Here is a 21,359-nt window from a genome sequence, read left to right on the forward strand (position 1 = left end):
AAGATATTTAATTAAAAATGCAAAAAAAGCATGTCCCGAAAGGACATGCTTTTATGTTTATTAAATTTCGTCGCTTCCAAAGAAGTCTTTGAAAGATTGGATTGTAGTTGCACGGTTTAACGCTGCAATTGAAGTTGTTAAAGGAATACCTTTTGGACAAGATTGTACACAGTTTTGTGAGTTACCACAGTTTGATAGTCCACCGTCTCCCATAATTGCATGTAGACGTTCTTCCTTATTCATTTCTCCAGTTGGATGAGCATTAAATAAACGTACTTGTGAAAGCGGTGCAGGTCCAATAAAGTTAGATTTACTATTAACGTTTGGACAAGCTTCTAAACATACACCACAAGTCATACATTTTGATAATTCATAAGCCCATTGACGTTTTCTTTCAGGCATTCTTGGTCCAGGACCTAAGTCATGCGTTCCATCAATCGGAATCCATGCTTTAACGCGTTTTAAAGAATCGAACATGCGGCTACGATCAACTTGTAAGTCACGTACTATTGGGAATGTGCTCATTGGCTCAAGACGAATTGGTTGTTCCAATTTGTCAATAAGCGCAGAACATGATTGTCTTGGTTTACCGTTGATAACCATAGAACACGCTCCACAAACTTCTTCAAGACAGTTCATGTCCCAAGAAATTGCAGTCGTTTCTTTACCATTTGAATTAACTGGATTTTTACGAATTTCCATTAACGCCGAGATTACGTTCATATTCGGACGATAAGGGACAGTAAATGTTTCTTCATATGGAGCAGTATTTGGTGAATCTTGACGTTTAACAATTACAGTAATTGTCTTTTCAGCAGTCATTGTTCCATTATGCATTTGCTTTGTCCTCCTTCTTCTTAGAATAATCTCGTTTTCTTGGTTCAATTAATGATGTATCAACATCTTCGTAATGGAATAATGGTGAATTTGATTTCTCATCAAATTTAGCCATTGTAGTTTTTAAGAATTCCTCATCATTACGGTCTGGGAATTCAGGTTTATAGTGAGCTCCACGGCTTTCATTACGGTTATATGCACCTAATGTGATTACACGTGATAAGTGAAGCATGTTTTCAAGTTGACGAGTAAATGAAGCACCTTGGTTACTCCATTTAGCTGTATCATTAATATTAATGTTTTGATAGCGCTCATAAAGCTCTTGAATTTTTTCATCAGTTTTTAATAAGCGATCATTGAATCGAACTACAGTAACGTTGTCTGTCATCCACTCTCCAAGCTCTTTATGAAGAAGGTATGCATTTTCTTTACCGTCCATTTTATAAATACGATTCATTTTTTCTTTTTCTTCATTAGCATTTGATTCAAATACAGAAGTAGAAACATCATCCGAAGATTTAGCTAAACCATTTACGTATCTTACAGCATTTGGTCCAGCAACCATTCCACCATAAATAGCAGAAAGTAATGAGTTAGCTCCTAAACGGTTAGCTCCGTGCATTGAGTAATCACACTCACCAGCAGCAAATAAACCAGGAATTGTAGTCATTTGGTCATAGTCAACCCATAATCCACCCATTGAATAGTGAACTGCTGGGAATATCTTCATTGGAACTTTTTTCGGATCATCACCTGTGAATTTCTCATAAATCTCGATGATTCCACCAAGTTTTACATCAAGTTCATGTGGATCTTTATGTGAAAGATCTAAATAAACCATGTTTTCACCATTAATACCAAGCTTGTGGTCAACACATACAGAGAAAATCTCACGTGTAGCAATATCCCTTGGTACAAGGTTTCCATATGCAGGATATTTCTCTTCTAAGAAATACCATGGTTTACCATCTTTATAAGTCCAAACTCGTCCACCTTCACCACGAGCACTTTCACTCATTAAACGGTTTTTATCATCTCCAGGAATTGCAGTTGGATGGATTTGAATAAATTCACCATTTGAATAAACTGCACCTTGACGATATACAGCTGCAGCAGCTGAACCAGTGTTAATAATTGAATTTGTAGTTTTACCAAAGATAATACCAGGGCCACCAGATGCCATAATTACAGCATCCGCAGGGAAACTTACGATTTCCATTGATGTTAAGTTTTGTCCAACGATTCCACGACATACTCCTTCATCATCAACAACAACTCTTAAAAATTCCCAGCCTTCATACTTTTGAACAAGACCTTCAGATTCGTAACGACGAACTTGCTCATCTAATGCATATAATAATTGTTGCCCAGTCGTAGCACCAGCAAATGCTGTACGGTGATGTTGCGTTCCTCCGAAACGACGGAAGTCTAATAGTCCTTCAGGCGTACGGTTGAACATTACACCCATACGGTCCATCATATGAATGATGCCAGGTGCTGCTTCTGCCATTGCCTTTACAGGTGGTTGGTTTGCTAAGAAATCCCCACCATAAATTGTATCATCAAAGTGCTCCCAAGGAGAGTCACCTTCACCTTTTGTATTAACCGCACCATTAATTCCACCTTGAGCACATACTGAATGTGATCGTTTTACGGGAACTAATGAAAATAAATCTACTTTTGTGCCAGCTTCAGCGGCTTTAATAGTTGCCATAAGACCAGCTAATCCGCCACCGACGATAATTATTTTCCCACTCATGATTCTCTCTCCTTACTTGTACGCTAGTGTTGGATCAATGAATGCAAAGATAGCAGTTAATCCAACGAATGATAATACAACGAAAACACCTAATGTAACATATGTTGAAATACGTTGTGATCTAGGTGTTACAGTAATTCCCCATGATACGAAGAATGACCATAAGCCATTAGCAAAGTGGAAAATTGTTGAAATAACACCTACTATATAGAAAACTAACATAAATTTCGATTGGAAAATATCAGCCATCATATTATAATCAACTGTTGCTCCCAATTGAGCAGCAATACGTGTCTGCCATACATGCCAAGTAATAAAAATTAACGTAATTACGCCAGAAATACGTTGGAATAAATATAACCAGTTACGTAAGTATCCATAATTTTTAACATTGCTAGTTCCTGTGAACGCAATGTATAGTCCGTAAACTGCATGGTATAAAATTGGTAAGAAAATGACAAAAACCTCTAAAAAATAGCGGAATGGTAAATTCGCCATAAATTCAGCAGCTTTGTTGAACGATGTCGCTCCATTTGTCGCAAAATGATTGACAACTAAGTGCTGTGTTAAAAAGATTCCAACCGGAATAACTCCTAGCAATGAATGAAGTTTTCTAAAGAAAAACTCCCTTCCATTCTTGTTGCTCATGTAAACCCCTGCCCCCTTTAGTTTGTGCACATGAAAATTTAATTCCTCTATTATTCTAAAAAAATAGAATAAATAAGCAATACGCATAAAAAGTCGAAATTTTTATGACATTTATCTACAACCCATTTTACTCCTGATAATATAGGAGGTCAAGAAAACGCGTACATTTTTCTTTAGTGAAAAAACTTCTCATTTAGATTGGTAATCCTTGTAATCTACATGTATCGAATTATTGTTTTTACTATTAAATATTGTATATAATAAAAACATGTTTTTTTAGGAAAGGGAGAGTTATCCGACCATGACGAACGGCATTGAAAATTTAAATATTCCGGGAAATATTTCTGGTTTTGGCTATGAGCTAATACGTAACGATCTATTGAATGATTTATTAGGAAAAGAGCAAAATGATATTTTATATTGGGCGGGAAAAATGATTGCTCGAAAATATCCTTTAGCAACCTTTGAAGAAATTATAGAATTTTTTGATCAAGCTGGTTGGGGTACTCTTACTGTTGAAGAAGAAAAGAAGCAAGAAGTTCATTTAACACTATCTTCTGAATTAATTACATACAGAAATCAACAAAAAAAGAACGTATCTTATCAATTAGAAGCTGGATTTCTAGCGATGCAAATTCAACAGCAAATCGATGTGATCGCTGAAACGTATGAAGAGCAAAGCAAAAGAGGCGACAAAGTAAAGTTCCAAGTAAAATGGGATTTAAAGGATCCAATTACAAGGAGATAACACGAAAAACACCATAAGGGATTTAGGTCCCTTGTGGTGTTTTCTTTTGAATGAATTTTCTTTTGAAATATTGAAATATAAGTTCAAATACAGGTACAACAATGAGTATTTACAAATAAATCATTTAAGTCCAAATTTTTACTTTAATTTAAGAAAAAGATCAGTTAAGGACATTATAGTCTTATTCAACTACCTTACCCCTTCTCTTTCCTTTCCTTACTTGGATCCTGCCTTCTAATTCCCTCAAAATTCTTGTTTCTTTTAACTCCTTTAATAATAGAATTTAGCAAGAATAAACAAATAGAAACAAAAAACAAAATGGCGAGTATTAATAGAACGAACTGTAGCACAATTTCTCCATATCCGTAGGCAAGTATACTATGCCTCATTATTAATACCTCCTTCTTTTATTTACCATTTAGCCGTTCGCCTTACTTATTTTTAATTTACAGAATCTTTATATAATTTATTCGCTTAACAAATAAAAAACCCTTTTAAGCGCTATCTCTATACTATACGGCTCGGTATATCTGAACGTGATGAATATTGATAAAATCAATATTTCAAAGCCTATATATAATAATTTGAACGCTTAAAAAGGTTTATTTTAATATTTAGTTTTCTACTATTACTTCTTCATTAATACGATCTAATTCATATCCTTTATGAAGAGCGTGAACTGCTTCTTGTAATTTTGATTTTGGTACAACAGTTGATACTTTAATTTCAGAAGTGCTTACCATTTTTACAGGGATTTCACTTTCAGCTAAAAATTTAAACATTTTTGCAGCAACACCTGGATTTGAAACCATTCCACTGCCTACAATTGAAACTTTAGCAAGTTCACTTTCAAAATCAAATGAGCGGTAACCTAAAAATTCTTTCTTTGACTCTAGAACCGTTATTGCCTCCATCATATTTTCAGATTTGATCGAAAATGAAAGATTTACTAAGTTATCTGATGTTACGCTTTGGATAATAATATCAACATCAATACCTTCACTTGCTAGTAAAGTAAAGATTTTAGGTAATAAATCAACATGGTTATCTAAACCATTTAAAGTCATCCTTGTTACATTAGATTCGAATGCGATTCCTCTTACGACTGATTGTTGTTCCATTTGTGTTTCCTCCCCAATAAATGTACCGATTTCATCATGTTGACTTGAACGAACTTGAATAATTAAATTATAATTTTTTGCGAATTCTACTGCTCTTGGATGTAAAACCGCTGCTCCTAAAGCTGCAAGCTCTAGCATTTCATCATAAGAGACATGGCTTAATTTAGATGCATTTGGTTCAACTCTTGGATCCGTAGTATAAACACCTAATACATCCGTATAAATATCACAACGTTCTGCATTTAAAGCTGCCGCCAATGCAACAGCTGTTGTATCTGAACCACCACGACCTAATGTCGTAATTTCATTGTTGTTACTTAAACCTTGGAAACCAGCAACAATTACGATATATCCTTCATCAAGTAATTGTTGAATTCGATCAGTATGAATGTTTTCTATACGCGCATTTCCATGGACAGATTCAGTTTGAATTCCAGCTTGCCAACCAGTTAGTGATATAGCTTTAAATCCTTTTGCTTGGATTGCCATTGCTAGTAAAGAAATCGAAACTTGTTCCCCTGTAGTAAGTAACATATCTAATTCACGTTTACTGTTTTGCGGACTAATTTGAGCTGCTAAACTAACTAGTTCGTCTGTATGATGTCCCATCGCAGATACAACTGTAACTACTTGGTTTCCTTCTTTATATGATTTGGTTACTGTTTCAGCAACATGCTGAATTCGTTCAATTGAGCCTACTGAAGTACCACCGAATTTCTGAACAATAATTCCCATTTTTCTCATCCTCACTTTTTACTTAAAAAAGAATACAAAAAAGCGCGTGAAGCAATGTTCACGCGCCTAATTTACAAATAAAATAAAATAGACAAATCATCAACATCTCTTCAATAGCTCCCCGCATAATTATTATGCGACAGTACTACATTTCTTAAATGCAGTCCCAACAAAATGAATTGTGGATTCATTTTATTTCGGCAAAACTTCCTTTCAACTGTCCATCACAACGCCACACGTCTATGACAGCATACTTTTAAGTTTTGCACCTCTATTACGAGAGAAAATCATTTAATTTTAACTAAAATATAAATTATTTTGAAAATAGTGTCAAGATAAAATTTTTGGTAACTATGTTACTCTTTATGGAAATGCTGATAAATTTCTTCTGCAACATTTTTTGGCATTTTAGCTGCTATTAACTCATCGATTGATGCCTCTTTTATTTTTTTGACTGATCCAAAATGTTTAAGAAGGGCTTTCTTTCTTGTTCCACCAACACCTGCTATGCCATCTAAAGCAGATTGAACCATTGATTTACTATGAAGCTGACGATAGAATTCAATCGCAAATCTGTGTACCTCGTCTTGAATTCTTTGTAATAAAAAGAATTCTTGGCTTTGTCTTCCAAGTTGGACAATTTGAGGTGGTTGTCCTATTAATAACTCTGACGTGCGGTGCTTTTCATCTTTTACAAGTCCAGCTGTTGGGATGAATAGGCCTAACTCATTTTGGAGTACATCTTCAACTGCAGCTAAATGTCCTTTCCCACCATCCACGATTATTAAGTTTGGTAGAGGTAAATTCTCTTTTAATGCTCTCGAATATCTTCTACGTACTACCTCACGCATTGAATCGTAATCATCAGGTCCTACGACAGTTTTGATTTTATATTTGCGGTAATCTTTTTTTGAAGGTTTTCCGTCTATAAAGACAATCATAGCTGAAACAGGATTTGTTCCTTGAATATTTGAATTATCAAATGCTTCAATTCGATATGGAGTTTCAATATCTAGAATATCCCCTAGTTTTTCTATTGCTTTAACTGTTCTTTCTTCATCTCGTTCAATTAATTTAAATTTCTCACCGAGTCCAATTTTGGCATTTTTATTTGCTAATACTACAAGTTCCTTTTTTTGGCCTCTTTTTGGTTGGAATACAGGAATTTTTAGTAACCCTTTTAAAATTTCAGTATCAACTTTATCTGGAACAAAAATTTCTTTTGGTTTTATATTGTGTGGTTTTTCATAAAATTGCCCAATAAATGATAGGAACTCTTCTTCTGGTTCATCGTAAATTGGAAAATATGATACATCTCTTTCAATTAATTTTCCTCTTCTAACAAAGAATACTTGAACACACATCCATCCCTTATCAACCGCATATCCAAATACATCTCGATCAACTAAATCACTACTCATCATTTTCTGCTTTTCCATAGTCGCTTCAATTGATACAATTTGGTCCCGATACTCTTTCGCTCGCTCGAAATCTAATTGTTCAGATGCAGCAAGCATTTTTGCCTCTAATTCTTTTCGTATTTGGTCTTCCCCACCGTTTAGAAAACGGGCAATTTCATTAACTATTTCCTGATTTTGATGATCAGTTACTTCTTTTACACAAGGAGCAAGACACTGACCAATATGATAATATAAACAAATTTTATCTGGTAATGAAGAACATTTTCGTAATGGATATAGACGATCTAATAATTTTTTTGTTTCATTAGCGGCTGTAGCATTAGGGAATGGTCCAAAATATTTTCCTTTATCTTTTTTTACATTTCGCGTAATCAATAAGCGAGGATGTTTTTCAGCAGTTATTTTAATAAAGGGGTATGATTTATCATCCTTCAACATGATGTTATATTTCGGATCATATTTCTTAATTAAATTCATCTCAAGAATTAAAGCTTCCATATTTGAAGAAGTAACAATATATTCAAAATCAGTTATCTCTTGAACTAATCGATATGTCTTACCATCATGGGATCCCGTGAAATAAGATCTAACTCTATTTTTTAAAACTTTAGCTTTTCCTACATAAATGATCGTCCCTTGAATATCTTTCATCAAATAGCAACCAGGCTGATCGGGTAGAAGCGCTAATTTTTCTTTTAAGTGATTGTCCATTTCCTCTCACCTCTTTCGTGCAATTGTACACTTAATATTATAATCTCCACATTTAAAAACTGAAAATAATTTAATGATATTAAGTAAAAATTAAGTTTTCTATTGTAACTTTAATTTCATCAAGAGAAGAAAAGGAGAAATGTTAAGATGAAAAAAGTAAGAGTAGTGCATTTTTGGATTGGTGTCATTGTTTCGGTTTTCCTACTAATCGAATCTACTACAGGGATTATCCTGTATTTCAATAAAGGTGGCGAAGAAAAAGGAAGATTTTCTATGCAAGGTCAGTTTCCATCGGGTGGACAGTTTAATGGAAACCAACAATCTCAAAATAGCGATCAAACCACTACACTTCAAAATGGACAAAATGGAGATAATACTCAAACTCCATTTCAAAATTTGGGAAAGAGACCTGAGCAGTCTGCATTTTCAGTGAAAAGCCTACATACTGGCATAATAGGCTTAATTAGTGGTATCGGTCTTTTTATACTTACTGGAACAGGATTAGCTTTATCTTGGATTTTGTGGAGTAATAAACGAAAAATGAAAAAAAGAAAAGAAAAAGTGTCCATGGCTATATAGCAAAGAGGGTGTCCCTGAAAAGGTAAATCTTTTATGGGACCTTTCTTTTTTCTTCATTCTGTAAAAAAGCACCATTGAAACGCAAAAAGATCAATTTGCGCATTTAAATAGTGAGCTGCAAATAAAATCTGATAATCGTAATTAAAATAAGCAAAACAGCAATTAAAATTAGATAACGGTAAATAAAAATAAAATCAACAAAACTGCAATTAAAGTTGAAAATTACCCTTACCAGTTAAGGTATTATAGCCTATAAAATTATACACTAGAAGCTACTTTCAAACGGCTTGCAAATTTATCTATTTCACTCGTCAATTAAAAAATTGATAAAAATAAAAATGAAGATTGAGTTTTTTAACTCTTGCAGTTGTAATACCTCCCACAACACTTCATAATTCATGTTCTCGAAAAGCATAAAAATAAAAACCATCCAAAATATTCTGGATGGTTTTTACTTTTATATTACAGCTTGAGAAATTAAGAAGTCGCAGTTTCAACTTCCACTTGTTCTTGCTCATTACCTTCTTTATCTCCAGCTTTTCTATTCGTTAATTTAATTGGTGTTAGGAATAATGTTACGACTGCACCAATTATGATGAATCCTAAACCAACAAAGAATACTTGGTGTAACGAATCCATTAATGATGTTTTAATGATCGGTAACATTCCTTCTAAAATTGGCTTAGGAATTAGCTTCTTAGCATCCGCATTAAATAACATTGTAAATACAGATTGAGGAGTTGTATTAATCATGTCTTTAAATTTGTCTACTAATGGTGCAGCTTGAGCTGGTAATTTATTTAAAAATGGAACTAAATCATTGTTTAGAAGTGTTCCTGATTTACTATTCATTACAGCACCTAAAACAGTTGCTCCAAAAGTACCACCGATTGAACGGAAGAATTGGCTAGAAGATGTTACAATCCCTAATTCCTTCTTATCAAATACTTCTTGAAGAGCTAGTGTAATTGTCGGCATTACTAAACCAATACCTAGACCCATAACTCCCATAAAGATTGTTGCAATAGTTTTAGTTGAATTCATATCTAAAGTTGTTAATAAGTATAAACCTAATGCAATTACGAACATACCCGTAATAATCTGTGGTTTAATACCTACTTTAAATACAACCTGACCACCAATAATACTTGCAATAATCATAGTGATCATCATTGGTGTCATAATTGTCCCCGATTGTGTTGCACTTACTCCAACAATTCCTTGCATGAAGAATGGTACGAACATAATTGCACCAAACATCGCAATTGTCATAAAGAAACCAATTAAGTTCAATGTTACGAACGTTCTATTTTTAAATAAATGCATTGGTAGTATTGGCTCTTTAGCTTTATTTTCTGCGATCACGAAGCTAATGATTCCAATTACTGCTAATACAAATAAACTAATAATTTGCCAAGAATTCCAATCATACTTAACTCCACCTAAACTTAAAGCAAGGAGTAAGCTTACTACACCGATAATCATAGTCACCATACCAGCGATATCGAAATTGATTGGTCCAGTATTTTTTCTTCCTTTTAAACCTAATGCAATAAAAATTGTCGCGATAATCCCTACTGGAAGGTTAATGTAGAATACCCATTTCCAGTTTAATGAGTCAACAATCCAACCACCGATTTGTGGACCGATTACTGAAGCTAAACCATAAATACCACCGAAAACCCCTTGGAATTTCGCACGTTCTTTACCTGTAAATAAATCCCCGATTACAATCATCGCCATTGGCATCATTACGCCGCCACCGATACCTTGAATACCACGGTAAATAATTAATTCAGTCATGTTATGGGCAATACCACATAATGCTGAAGCTGCCATAAATATAACTAAACCTGCAATATAAACACTTCTACGACCTAATAAGTCTGCTAATTTACCTGCGATCGGCACTACAGTAGTTGAAGTTAATAAGTATGCTGTTGTAAGCCAAGTCATCATACTTAAACCACCAAGGTCCCCAACTATTTTAGGCATTGCAGTACCAACTATTGTGCCATCTAATGCCGAGAAAAACATTGCAATAATTAGACCAATTAGCAAAAGTTTACGATTGCCTTCTTTTTGAACAACTGTATTTGTAGTCAAAATATATTTCTCCCTTCTCTCCCATATCTTTTTTCTTTTTATAATTACTAATACAAAAAAGTATTTTGTAAAAATTTCTATAAATCTGCTGCAGCATTTGCAAGCTTTTCGGTAATCTTTGCAAATTGTAATAACTCATCGTCAGAAAGGTTAAACAAGAAACTTTCAAAAATTTCTTTACGATCTTTTATAACTGATTCTAATTTTTTAATACCTTCCTCAGTTAACATAATATTTACAACTCTTCGGTCTTTTTTATCATGTTCTCTATATACAAAGTCATTATGTTCAAGTCGATCAATCATAAATGATACCGCACTTGGTTTTACACCCATCATCTCTGCTATTTCAGATATTTTACAGCTTTCTTTTTTTCGTAAGTACATTAAAACAAAAAATTGAGTAGCCGTTACACCATGACTATTCATACTTTCTGTCACTTTTGGTTGCATTTTATGAATAGTACTTTGAAGTGCAATCTGAATCCTTTCAATGTACTCATTTTTGTTACCCAAGAAAGTTAACCTCCTTTAAAAATTAATCCAAATAAATATTTAATGCCTGTTAAATATTAATGCTTATTAAATATAAAACGTGACAGAAAAATAGTCAATCTTATTTACATTAGAAATTTTTAACATGACTCTAATTATTAATATTGCTAATTATAATGAAAACATTTACATTGGCTTAATGTATTGGTTTTATAAATATTGTTCTAGCCAGCTTTTTTTAGTTAAAAATGCAAAAAAAAATGCACTCATATTATGAGTGCATTTCTTACAAATTATAATTAACCAATATGCGGAGTAATTAATTCTTCTAAAGCTTCTTTAGGTTTGAAACCTAAAGTTTTTTCAACTACTTCGCCGTCTTTAAGAACGAATAATGATGGAATGCTCATAACTTCAAATTTTGCTGCTGTTTCTTGGTTTTCATCAACATCAACTTTAACAATTTTAACTTTTTCTCCGTATTCAGAAGCTAATTCTTCTAATACAGGAGCAATCATTTTACAAGGACCACACCAAGTTGCCCAAAAATCAACTAATACTACACCTTCTTTTGTTTCTTCTGCAAACGTTGCGTTTGTTGCATTTACAATTGCCATTTATTTTTCCTCCTACCTGCGCAAGCTACATAAGTAAAATATGTAGATTGACATAATTTGTTATAATTTTAAAGAAAGTATACCATATGAGAATTAGCATTTTCTATTTATTTGCTCAAACTTACTATTTCCAAACAAATAGTTGATATACCAATGAAAGGACTAAAAAAGTGATAACATTTGAAAGAATTACAACAGACTTAATTGAAGTGATTGAAGAAATTACAAATTCAAATCAAAATTACAATTTAATGGAGAATGGTCGTTTAACACGAACAAAAGAAGAACTAATGAAGGAATATTTTTTTTCCTCACACCAAACGGAAACTTATTTTATTAAATTAGATGATACTTATATAGGATTAATTGATTATTTAGCGTTAAATCCTAAAGATGGTTTCCCATGGCTAGGTCTTTTAATGATCCATCATGATTACCATGGTTATGGATTTGGAACAAACGCATTTATATTATTTGAAGAACTACTTATAAAAAGAAAAATTCACGGTTTACGATTAGGTGTGTTAATTAATAACCAACAAGCAAAATCTTTTTGGAAATCTCAAGGATTTAAATATATAGAAAATAAAACGAATGCAGATGGTATTGAAGTAGAAGTTTATGAAAAGATTTATTCATAATATTTTCATATTTAAATGTTAAATTATTGATTGTCAGCTTCATGAGACGCCAAGATTATCGATTTAGTCCATGAGTAACGATTCTATTCGCTACTTTTGTCACAAATTCGTAAAATCTTACTCGAATTAATGTCAGATTTTTATGTTAATATATTGTTGAATATAATAATAATATTCAAAAAATTTAACACGATAGGAGTGGCATTTATGAGAAAACCTTTACGTAAATCGTTTAATCAATTAGTTCATGAGAATAAACAATCTTTATTACGAAACAAAGAAGAAATCGAAAAAATTGAAAGAAAAATTGAAAAGCGCCACGAATTATTATCTGAAAAAAACAAACTAAACAAAGCTATATCATAAATTTTAAGTAATCCTATAAAGGGATTACTTTTTTTGTGTTGTTCTAAAAAGATTTAATCCTTTCCCTTGAAACTACCAATTTGTCAATGTTCAAGTTCCTCCATATAAGCAAACACCAGGTGTAAAAAAATACTTCTTTCTTATATATACAGTGCAATGTTTATCACAAAAATTCATTTAAATGAAGTTAAATTTGACTCTTACCTTCTCTCATATATATAAGTAGCAATAAAAACTAAAATAGGCGAACTCTTATCATAATAAGACGTACAATATAGTACATTGGTCTAGAAATTGGAGGTAAAAGTATGCATCATCCATTTTGGAATTCACATCCGCATCATCCCCAACATCCTATGAGAAACGGTGTTCAAGGTCATGTACAAACTGATCATCAATCAATCATGCAAATGTTTATGAATCTTGAAAATCAAATTACAAACCTTGTAAAAGCAATCGAAGCAAATAACGAATTACTTAGACAGCTTGAACAAAAACAAAATCAAGTTGTAACAAGTGGCGGTGGATCAGTCATTGTTAGGATGTAATGACAATGGCTTGTAAATAGAAAAACTATAAAGGAGGTGTTACAAAAGTTAAAGTACTTTTGAACACCTCTTTTTTATTTCAAATTTTTTTCAGGGCATTTGGGTGACGTACACTTGAAAAAACAAAAAAACCCACAAGATACTAAAGTTCTTGTGGGTTATCATTTAAAGTTTCTATATTAAGAGTTAACTAATACAGCTTTAAATTCTTCTGTTAATAAAGGTAATACTTCGAATAAGTCACCAACGATTCCGTAGTCAGCTACTTTGAAGATGTTAGCTTCTGGATCTTTGTTAATTGCAACGATTACTTTAGAGTTTGACATACCAGCTAAATGTTGAATAGCTCCTGAAATACCACATGCAATATATAAATCAGGTGTTACAACTTTACCAGTTTGACCAATTTGTAAAGAGTAGTCACAATAGTTAGCATCACATGCACCACGAGATGCACCTACAGCAGCTCCTAGTACTGAAGCTAATTCTTTTAATGGATTAAAGCCTTCTTCACTCTTAACTCCACGGCCACCAGCAACGACCACTTTCGCTTCTGAAAGGTCTACACCTTCACTCGCTTTACGCACAACATCTTTGACGATTGAACGTAAGTCTTTAATTTCAACTGAAATAGTTGCTACATCACCAGTGCGAGTAGCATCTTTTTCTAATGCTGAAATGTTATTTGGTCGGATTGTCGCAAAAATAAATGGATCTACCATAACTTTTTTCTCGAATGCTTTACCTGAGTAAATCGGACGAGTGAAAACAATATTTCCACCAGCTACTTCGATTGCTGTAACATCTGAAATAAGTCCACTTTGCATACGAGCAGCAAGTTTAGGAGATAAATCCTTACCTAAAGCTGTATGACCGAAAACTAGACCTTCTGGTTTTTCTTGGTCAATAACTGCTAAAAGTGCTTGAGAATACCCATCAGAAGTATATGATGCTAATTTTTCATCTTCAACAACGATTGCACGATCTGCACCGTATTGAATCATTTCAGTAGCTAATGCACTAACTGATTTACCTACTAATACAGCAACTACTTCTCCGCCCTCAGCAACTGTTTTAGCCGTACTTACTGCCTCAAATGAAACATTTCGTAGTGATCCTTCACGAACTTCGCCTAATACTAATACTTTACGTGACATGTTATTTCCCTCCAAAATTTTCTATTACGATATTAATCTATTATTCTGTTCTAATATTCAATAAAATTAGATTACTTTTGCTTCAGAACGTAGTAACGAAACTAATTCTTTTACTTGATCCTTTAATTCACCAGTTAAAACTTTGCCCGCTTCTTTCTTCGCAGGTAGGTAAATTTCAATTGTTTTCGTTTTTGCTTGAACTTCATCTTCTTCTAAATCTAGATCATCTAATTCTAATTCATCTAAAGGCTTTTTCTTAGCTTTCATAATACCAGGTAAAGAAGGATATCTTGGTTCATTTAAGCCTTGTTGAGCAGTGATTAATAATGGTAAAGACGTTTCGATGATTTCTGTGTCACCCTCTACATCACGTTCGATTGTAGCTGTCGTACCATTAATATCAATTTTAGTAATTGTTGTCACGTAAGGAATATTTAATAATTCAGCAACGCGTGGACCTACTTGACCAGTACCTCCATCAATTGCAACATTACCTGCTAAAATAATTGAAGGATCTTTATCTTCTAAGTATTTAGCAATAAGTTTAGAAGTTGTATATTGATCAGCATTTGTAACGTCATCTTCAACGTTAATTAATACAGCTTTATCAGCACCCATAGCTAGTGCTGTACGAAGTTCTTTTTCACTATCTTCGTTACCAATTGTTATGACAGTTACTTCGCCACCATTAGCGTCACGAATTTGAATCGCTTCCTCAACTGCATACTCATCGTATGGATTTATAATAAATTCAGCGCCATCCTCTTGGATTGCACCATTTGAAATTGTAATTTTCTCTTCAGTGTCAAATGTTCTTTTTAATAGTACATAAATGTTCATTGTTATACCCTCCCAGGAAATGTAACTACATCTATTTTTTTAAAATATTAAACTACTTATTTATTAAACACTGGTTTTCTTTTTTCTAAAAATGCCGAAATACCCTCTTTTGCATTTTCAGTTGTAAAAATTTCTCCAAATAATTTAGACTCTTCTTCCACCGCTTCATGATATGAAGTAGTTCTAGTAGAAGATAGTAGTTGTAGAATATATTCAATTGATTGCATACTTTTATTAGCAATTTTAGCTGCTAATGCATTTGCTTCATCTAATAAAGTTTCTTCTGGCACTACAATTGTAGCTAATCCAATTTTCCCAGCTTCAACACCAGAAATTGGTTCAGAAGTCGCAAGCATAACTAACGCTTTATCTTTACCTACATAACGTGGTAATCGTTGTGTCCCAGCAAACCCTGGAATAATTCCTAAGTTTAATTCAGGTAAACCAAGTTTTGCGTTTTCTGCAACAACTCGAATATGACAGCTCATTGCAAATTCAAGTCCGCCACCTAATGCAGCTCCGTGAATTGCTGCGATGATCGGCTTAGAATAATTTTCAACACGATCAAAAACTAGTTGACCTCTTCTTGCAACTGCTGCTGCATCTTCAGCATTTTTGAAAGAAGTAAATTCTTTAATATCTGCACCTGCAGAGAAAAATCTACCTTCTCCATGAACAACTAAAACGCTTACATCATTGTTATTTTCTAATTCATCTAAATGCTTAACTAAATCAGCAAATACAACCGAAGACATTGCATTTGCTGGTGGATTTTGAATTGTTAATAATGCAATACCATCGGATATTTTACATTGAATTAAACTCACAACTATTCCTCCCTATTTTTCAAAATGTACTAGAACGTTAATTTTGGTACCCGCATCCTCTTATTAATAGTTGGTGAACTTTATCGGCTTTTGACTCTAAATCTTGTTTTTGACCGGTCATTACCCAATGGGTCATCACTTCATCAATCGTGCCGAAGATCATTTGTCTAGCTGTACGAATATCCAATTGTTTGTCGAACAAACCACTATTGATTCCTTCATTTAAAATGGAATCAATGATATGTAGATACTCTTTTAGTACCTCATTTATTCTTAATCTCAGGTCAATATTTGTTTGTCTTACTTCCAATTGCATAACGATTGCTAAATGTGAATCTTTAGACATTTCATAAAAGTGAGTTTTTACCAACATTAATAATTTCGATATCGCGTCCGGTTTACCTTCAATTTTTTCACGAATTTTTTCAGTAAAATTTCCCATCTTCTCTTCAAACAGTGAAATTAAGATGGATTCTTTATTTTTAAAATACAAATAGATTGTTCCGTCAGCTACACCAGCCTGTTTTGCAATTTTAGAAACCTGCGCCTGATGGTAACCATTTTCAGCAATTACAACAACTGCAGCATCAATTATTTGTTTATATTTTGGTTTATCTCTTTTCATTTTTTATTAACCCCTTCTTACAGTGAATGAATAATCATTCATATTCTCATAATACAAATTTATCAGAAAATTGTCAATTGTCCTGTAATATTTTTTGTGTATAAAGTTTCTTACAAAACTTTTAATATTCTTTTTAATCTTTGTACTTACATTTAATTTTATCAGGTATCTTTTAATCAATCTTTAAATTTATTTTAGCATAGTATTTTTATAGCAGTTCGTAAAATAAAGAGGGATGCTTATGTTATCATCCCCCATATATTATTATATTAAATTTTCATCAGAATCCTCTGGTTTCGGATTCTTTTGTTTTTCTTCTTCTAGTAATGTTCTTCTTAAGATTTTACCAATCATTGTTTTTGGTAATTCATTTCTAAATTCATAAATTCTCGGAACCTTATAAGCTGCTAAATATTTCCGACAAAAATCGTCTAGTTCAGCCTCAGTCACTGATTTTCCTTCTTTTAATACAATGTAAGCTTTAACTGTTTCTCCACGATATGCATCAGGAATACCAACAATAACCGCTTCTTTAATAGCCTCGTGTTCATATAATACTTCCTCGATATCTCTAGGGTAAACGTTAAACCCTCCTGCATTGATCATATCTTTCTTACGGTCAACGATATAAAAGAAGCCTTCTTCATCCATATAGCCTAAATCACCTGTATATAACCAGCCATTTTTTAACGTGGTTGCGGTTTCCTCTGGTCTATTCCAATACCCCTTCATTACTTGTGGTCCTGAAACGATTAATTCCCCAATTTCACGATAAGGTAATTCTTCGTCAGTTTCTAGAGATACTATTTTAGCATCTGTACTTGGCCAAGGAACTCCAATGCTTCCCGTTACTCGCTTATCCCATAGGAAATTACTATGTGTAACTGGAGAAGCTTCTGATAAACCATAGCCCTCTACTAATTTTCCACCTGTCACCTTTTCAAATTGATCTTGAACTTCAACAGGTAATGCTGCAGAACCACTTAAGCAAGCATGAATACATGAGATATCGTTATTCTTTAAATCAGGATGATTTAATAATGCGATATACATTGTTGGTGCACCCGGGAACAATGTAGGTCGATATTTATTGATCGCTTTAAGCATTTGAGTTGCATCAAATCTAGGAACAATAATCATTTCATACGCACACATGATTGATAAATTCATACATGTCGTCATTCCATATACATGAAAAAATGGTAAGACAGTCAAAATCTTTTCTTGGCCCTTCTGACTTTTATATAACCATTTTTCTGCCATTAACGTATTTGATGCTAAATTTTTATGTGTAAGCATGACACCTTTAGGAAATCCAGTAGTTCCTCCAGTATATTGAAGTATTGCTACATCTTCTACACTACTATCTGAGAGATCCTGTTCAATCGGTGCAGATATTTGCATAATAAAACTAAACTGATGAATCGAGTGATCATTTGGAATCTCAGGTGCCTTTGGCTGTTTTGAATATGGATATAACAGCTTTTTAAAAAATGGTAAATAGTCCTTAATCCCAGTAACAAAAATATGTTGTAGATTAGTAGATTTTTTTACTTCGTACACTCTATTAATTAATAAATCTAAACAAATAATAGCTGTTGCACCACTATCATTCATTTGATATTCAAGCTCACGTTCTGTATATAGCGGATTTGTTTGGACGATAATTGCTTCTGCAAAAAGAATCCCATAATAAGCAATCACTGCTTGAGGGCAATTAGGAAGCATAATTGCAACTCGGTCACCTTTTTTAATTCCTAAATTCCTTAAGAAATTGGCGAATCTTAAAGACTGAATATAAATTTCATTAAAGGTCATCGATTTCCCAAGGAAATTAAGCGCTTTCTTAGCTGGATATTTTGAAGCTGTTTGCTTTAAATATGTTGGTAATAGATCAAACTGTTCGTCTAATGTAGCTGGTATTTGCTCTGGATACTGACTCACCCAAGGCTTTAATCTTGGTTCCTCCATACCATTCACCACCAGTATTTTAAAAGTATGTTCATACTAAAATTAGTATATGTTACAAATTTCAGCTATACAATCAAAATATTAAGAATATTTAATCACTAGTGGATTTTGAATATGTTTTGGAAATTAATGAACTAATTGATCAATTACTTCATCGCTATCATAGTAAAAATTAGGTGACAAATCGGTGCGATTAGTCAATAATCCAAAATTGTATTCATCAAAGTTTTCTAAAGTAAGAGATTTGACTTTCCCCCCTTTTGATAAACTTTTTACAAGTTTAAAAATAAATGAGTATTGCGAGTCAATATTAGTTGTTGCCAGGTGAAATATCCCTTTTAAATCATTTTCAATAATTTTTCTTACTTGCTTAGCAATTCCCGTATCAATTGCATGATTTAAAAAAATATTATCATATGCGTCAATTTCTTGACCTTTTTCTATTTTATCTTTTATTTCATTTAGTCTTGGTGACTGTTTTCCCCAAACCATTGGCAATCTTAATACGATCCCATTATCGCCAATCTCATTCTTAATTAATTCTTCACATTTTATTTTAAATTGTCCATAATCCGATTCGGCAACAGGGAAATCGTTTTCAGCGTGATGCTTTGAAACTTCTCCATCAAAAACATTTGTTGTAGAACAAAATAAAAATTTCGTTGAAGTCGATTTTATTTTTTCTACTATTCTAGAATGTGCCTCAAATTGAACATTAAAATCACCTCGTAAACAAGAAACTATTACATCTGGGCAAATACGGCCAATCCAAGTCAATATTTTCTCTGAATCATTAATATCCCATTGTAATTGATGATCATTTTTCAAATCTAACTTTGTTTGATTAAACGTTCCAAAAACGTCATAATCAGGAGAAAATTCTTTTATTAAAGCCTTCCCAACTAGTCCACTAGCACCTAAAATTAATAATTTCATTGTCTCTCTCCTTTTTACAAAATATTTAATAAACTTGTGATATATTGAATGTATCATAATTAACAGTGTTTACAAAGGTCATAAATTTAAAGTCCAGACTAGTTGCAATCTTTTAATCAAACAGACTTTAATGATAATAGGGAGTGGGGTTCATATGAAAGCAAAGGTTCTTTTAAACAACCGTATTGTCGATTTAAAATCTGCAAATGTAAATATTTTAGATCGAGGTTATCAATTCGGAGATGGCGTTTATGAGGTTATTCGTTTTTTCAATAAGTCATATTTTGAACTCGATGCACATTTAATTCGCTTGAAGGAAAGCTGTGAAAAAATATTCATACCTTTTAAAATGCACCTGAAAAAGCTTGAAAGTGATTTAGTTTATTTAATGAATACTTGCGATTACGATAATGGATATGTTTATATCCAAATTAGTAGGGGTGTAATGAACCGCAATCATATTTACCAAGACGAAGCTAATTTAAAGCCACAACTGATTGCATATACAGTAAGAGAAGATCATAGACCATTACAACAAATGGAAAAAGGAATAACTGCTTATATAACGAATGATATTCGATGGCTTCGCTGTGATATAAAAAGTTTAAACTTATTAGGTAGTGTTTTAGTAAAAAATGAGGCTTACGCTAAAGGAGCGAAAGAAGCAATTTTGCATAGGGATGGGATCATTACAGAAGGATCAGCAACAAATGTCTTTATCGTAAAAAACTCTACTCTATTCACTCATCCTGCCAATCACTTAATTCTAAATGGCATTACTCGAAAAGTGGTACTTGAAATTGCGAAAAAAGAAAGACTCGAAGTAAAAGAGATTCCATTCTCAATTGATGAACTTTTAAATGCAGATGAAGCTTTTACGACAGCATCCGTTTCTGACATTCTACCTGTTACTTCTGTTTTAATTGATGAAAAGTCCTATCCTATTGGTTTAGGAAAGCGTGGAGAAATAACAAAGAGAATACAAGATTCATACACTAATTTAATTGATAAAATTCCGCAGGATCAGTCAACTAACTAGACTACACTAAATAGCATTATAAAACCACATTAAAAGATGCTGGTTTACCTTAGTGAGGAGTGACTTGATTTGGCAATTTTTATAGCAATTTTGATCGCCTTTTTTGGCGCAGCTTTTGCTCTCGTTTTTACTGTAGGGCAATCTAGAAAACGAAAATACATCATATGGGGTATCGCGAATATGGTAGCCATTGGGCCATTTTTGTCATTTGCCATTGGAATTACGTACGCTATTATCGAAGGAAATGGCTGGGCAGGGATGTTGATGTGGGTATTGTATCCAATCATATTTGTTATTGGTCTCATTCAGTTAATTATAGGGCTCTTCATGAAAAAAAGCTCTGATAATAACATTTACAAGTACCATTAAATACCTAAAAGTATAGCCTGTATCTTAGACTAGAATTATAAGATACAGGCTTTTTGTTGTTTTGCTAACTATCGAAGTGCAACTTTCTTTTAAACAGTTTAAACAATTGAATAAAGTAAAATTGTGCAGTTGATTTTATTTGAATAAATGTAATATAGAATAATTTTTAAATATAAAATGTTACATACTGCAAAATCCACTACTGTCATTGTAATTTCATTTTTAGTATATAGGCTTTACATGTTTATGAAGTAAATATGTAAA

Annotated in this window: 21 protein-coding genes and 1 riboswitch; of the genes, 7 read left to right on the forward strand and 14 right to left on the reverse strand. The window is 32.9% G+C overall.

The genetic code is table 11. The annotated features are described in order from the left end of the window. Positions 1–60: 60 nt before the first annotated feature. The 3 genes from sdhB to ABEY15_RS11395 are packed head-to-tail and all read right to left on the reverse strand — an operon-like array spanning position 61 to position 3,244. Positions 61–822, reverse strand: coding sequence for a succinate dehydrogenase iron-sulfur subunit (gene sdhB / locus ABEY15_RS11385; RefSeq protein WP_429890221.1), 762 nt, complete (start codon positions 820–822; stop codon positions 61–63). A gap of 7 nt (positions 823–829) precedes the next feature. Further along, complete coding sequence (sdhA, locus tag ABEY15_RS11390) at positions 830–2,599, reverse strand: succinate dehydrogenase flavoprotein subunit (protein ID WP_091022795.1); 1,770 nt, start codon at positions 2,597–2,599, stop codon at positions 830–832. Between the two features lie 9 nt (positions 2,600–2,608). Continuing rightward, the gene (locus tag ABEY15_RS11395; protein WP_429890196.1) at positions 2,609–3,244 is read right to left on the reverse strand and encodes a succinate dehydrogenase cytochrome b558 subunit; all 636 of its coding nucleotides are present in this window, start codon (positions 3,242–3,244) and stop codon (positions 2,609–2,611) included. Positions 3,245–3,545: 301 nt separating this feature from the next. Between ABEY15_RS11395 and ABEY15_RS11400 the strand changes: the two genes are divergently transcribed. Next, positions 3,546–3,992 carry a YslB family protein gene (locus ABEY15_RS11400; protein WP_097978386.1) on the forward strand — a complete coding sequence of 149 codons (447 nt, stop codon included), beginning with the start codon at positions 3,546–3,548 and terminating at the stop codon, positions 3,990–3,992. A gap of 614 nt (positions 3,993–4,606) precedes the next feature. Here ABEY15_RS11400 and ABEY15_RS11405 read toward each other — a convergent pair. Next, complete coding sequence (locus tag ABEY15_RS11405; RefSeq protein WP_429890197.1) at positions 4,607–5,848, reverse strand: aspartate kinase; 1,242 nt, start codon at positions 5,846–5,848, stop codon at positions 4,607–4,609. Positions 5,849–5,954: 106 nt separating this feature from the next. Continuing rightward, positions 5,955–6,130, reverse strand: a riboswitch (Lysine riboswitch). A 74-nt stretch (positions 6,131–6,204) separates the two neighbouring features. After that, on the reverse strand, positions 6,205–7,980 hold the full coding sequence (gene uvrC, locus ABEY15_RS11410) for an excinuclease ABC subunit UvrC (RefSeq protein WP_429890198.1): 1,776 nt from the start codon (positions 7,978–7,980) through the stop codon (positions 6,205–6,207). Between the two features lie 147 nt (positions 7,981–8,127). On the opposite strand from uvrC, the gene ABEY15_RS11415 reads away from it, so the two are divergent. Further along, positions 8,128–8,559 carry a hypothetical protein gene (locus ABEY15_RS11415; protein WP_429890199.1) on the forward strand — a complete coding sequence of 144 codons (432 nt, stop codon included), beginning with the start codon at positions 8,128–8,130 and terminating at the stop codon, positions 8,557–8,559. A 477-nt stretch (positions 8,560–9,036) separates the two neighbouring features. Here the strand turns inward: ABEY15_RS11415 and ABEY15_RS11420 are convergent, their stop codons facing one another. The 3 genes from ABEY15_RS11420 to trxA all read right to left on the reverse strand — a co-directional run bounded on the left by ABEY15_RS11420 (position 9,037) and on the right by trxA (position 11,776). After that, positions 9,037–10,665 carry an MDR family MFS transporter gene (locus ABEY15_RS11420; RefSeq protein WP_429890200.1) on the reverse strand — a complete coding sequence of 543 codons (1,629 nt, stop codon included), beginning with the start codon at positions 10,663–10,665 and terminating at the stop codon, positions 9,037–9,039. Between the two features lie 77 nt (positions 10,666–10,742). Continuing rightward, a complete protein-coding gene (locus tag ABEY15_RS11425) occupies positions 10,743–11,180 on the reverse strand; it encodes a MarR family winged helix-turn-helix transcriptional regulator (protein ID WP_098860166.1) in 438 nt (145 codons plus the stop codon). Between the two features lie 278 nt (positions 11,181–11,458). Continuing rightward, a complete protein-coding gene (gene trxA, locus ABEY15_RS11430; RefSeq protein WP_056472391.1) occupies positions 11,459–11,776 on the reverse strand; it encodes a thioredoxin in 318 nt (105 codons plus the stop codon). 170 nt (positions 11,777–11,946) lie between these two features. Between trxA and ABEY15_RS11435 the strand changes: the two genes are divergently transcribed. The 3 genes from ABEY15_RS11435 (at position 11,947) to ABEY15_RS11445 (ending at position 13,331) form a co-directional block, all read left to right on the forward strand. Continuing rightward, the gene (locus tag ABEY15_RS11435; RefSeq protein WP_429890201.1) at positions 11,947–12,417 is read left to right on the forward strand and encodes a GNAT family N-acetyltransferase; all 471 of its coding nucleotides are present in this window, start codon (positions 11,947–11,949) and stop codon (positions 12,415–12,417) included. A gap of 207 nt (positions 12,418–12,624) precedes the next feature. Then, a complete protein-coding gene (locus ABEY15_RS11440) occupies positions 12,625–12,783 on the forward strand; it encodes an FbpB family small basic protein (RefSeq protein WP_129687991.1) in 159 nt (52 codons plus the stop codon). A 308-nt stretch (positions 12,784–13,091) separates the two neighbouring features. Beyond that, positions 13,092–13,331 (forward strand): hypothetical protein, encoded by a 240-nt coding sequence (locus ABEY15_RS11445; RefSeq protein ID WP_429890202.1) that lies wholly within the window; start codon positions 13,092–13,094, stop codon positions 13,329–13,331. 179 nt (positions 13,332–13,510) lie between these two features. On the opposite strand, the gene ABEY15_RS11450 is transcribed toward ABEY15_RS11445, so the two are convergent. From ABEY15_RS11450 to ABEY15_RS11475, 6 genes are all read right to left on the reverse strand, one after another. Beyond that, positions 13,511–14,488: an electron transfer flavoprotein subunit alpha/FixB family protein gene (locus ABEY15_RS11450; RefSeq protein WP_429890203.1), complete on the reverse strand. Its 978-nt coding sequence runs from the start codon at positions 14,486–14,488 to the stop codon at positions 13,511–13,513. Between the two features lie 66 nt (positions 14,489–14,554). Continuing rightward, complete coding sequence (locus ABEY15_RS11455) at positions 14,555–15,328, reverse strand: electron transfer flavoprotein subunit beta/FixA family protein (RefSeq protein ID WP_429890204.1); 774 nt, start codon at positions 15,326–15,328, stop codon at positions 14,555–14,557. Positions 15,329–15,384: 56 nt separating this feature from the next. Beyond that, positions 15,385–16,155 (reverse strand): enoyl-CoA hydratase, encoded by a 771-nt coding sequence (locus tag ABEY15_RS11460; protein ID WP_429890205.1) that lies wholly within the window; start codon positions 16,153–16,155, stop codon positions 15,385–15,387. Between the two features lie 37 nt (positions 16,156–16,192). Continuing rightward, a complete protein-coding gene (locus ABEY15_RS11465; RefSeq protein ID WP_056472373.1) occupies positions 16,193–16,780 on the reverse strand; it encodes a TetR/AcrR family transcriptional regulator in 588 nt (195 codons plus the stop codon). A 264-nt stretch (positions 16,781–17,044) separates the two neighbouring features. Beyond that, positions 17,045–18,751 (reverse strand): AMP-binding protein, encoded by a 1,707-nt coding sequence (locus ABEY15_RS11470; protein WP_429890206.1) that lies wholly within the window; start codon positions 18,749–18,751, stop codon positions 17,045–17,047. Positions 18,752–18,877: 126 nt separating this feature from the next. Continuing rightward, a complete protein-coding gene (locus ABEY15_RS11475) occupies positions 18,878–19,687 on the reverse strand; it encodes a sugar nucleotide-binding protein (protein WP_429890207.1) in 810 nt (269 codons plus the stop codon). Positions 19,688–19,841: 154 nt separating this feature from the next. Here ABEY15_RS11475 and dat point away from each other — a divergent pair, with 154 nt between their 5' ends. Beyond that, the gene (gene dat / locus ABEY15_RS11480) at positions 19,842–20,726 is read left to right on the forward strand and encodes a D-amino-acid transaminase (RefSeq protein WP_429890208.1); all 885 of its coding nucleotides are present in this window, start codon (positions 19,842–19,844) and stop codon (positions 20,724–20,726) included. A 69-nt stretch (positions 20,727–20,795) separates the two neighbouring features. Beyond that, positions 20,796–21,095 (forward strand): hypothetical protein, encoded by a 300-nt coding sequence (locus ABEY15_RS11485; RefSeq protein WP_429890209.1) that lies wholly within the window; start codon positions 20,796–20,798, stop codon positions 21,093–21,095. Positions 21,096–21,359 lie beyond the last annotated feature (264 nt).

Origin of the sequence: Gottfriedia acidiceleris (genome assembly GCF_050457485.1) — a bacterium.
GTDB classification, from domain to species: domain Bacteria; phylum Bacillota; class Bacilli; order Bacillales; family Bacillaceae_G; genus Gottfriedia; species Gottfriedia acidiceleris_D.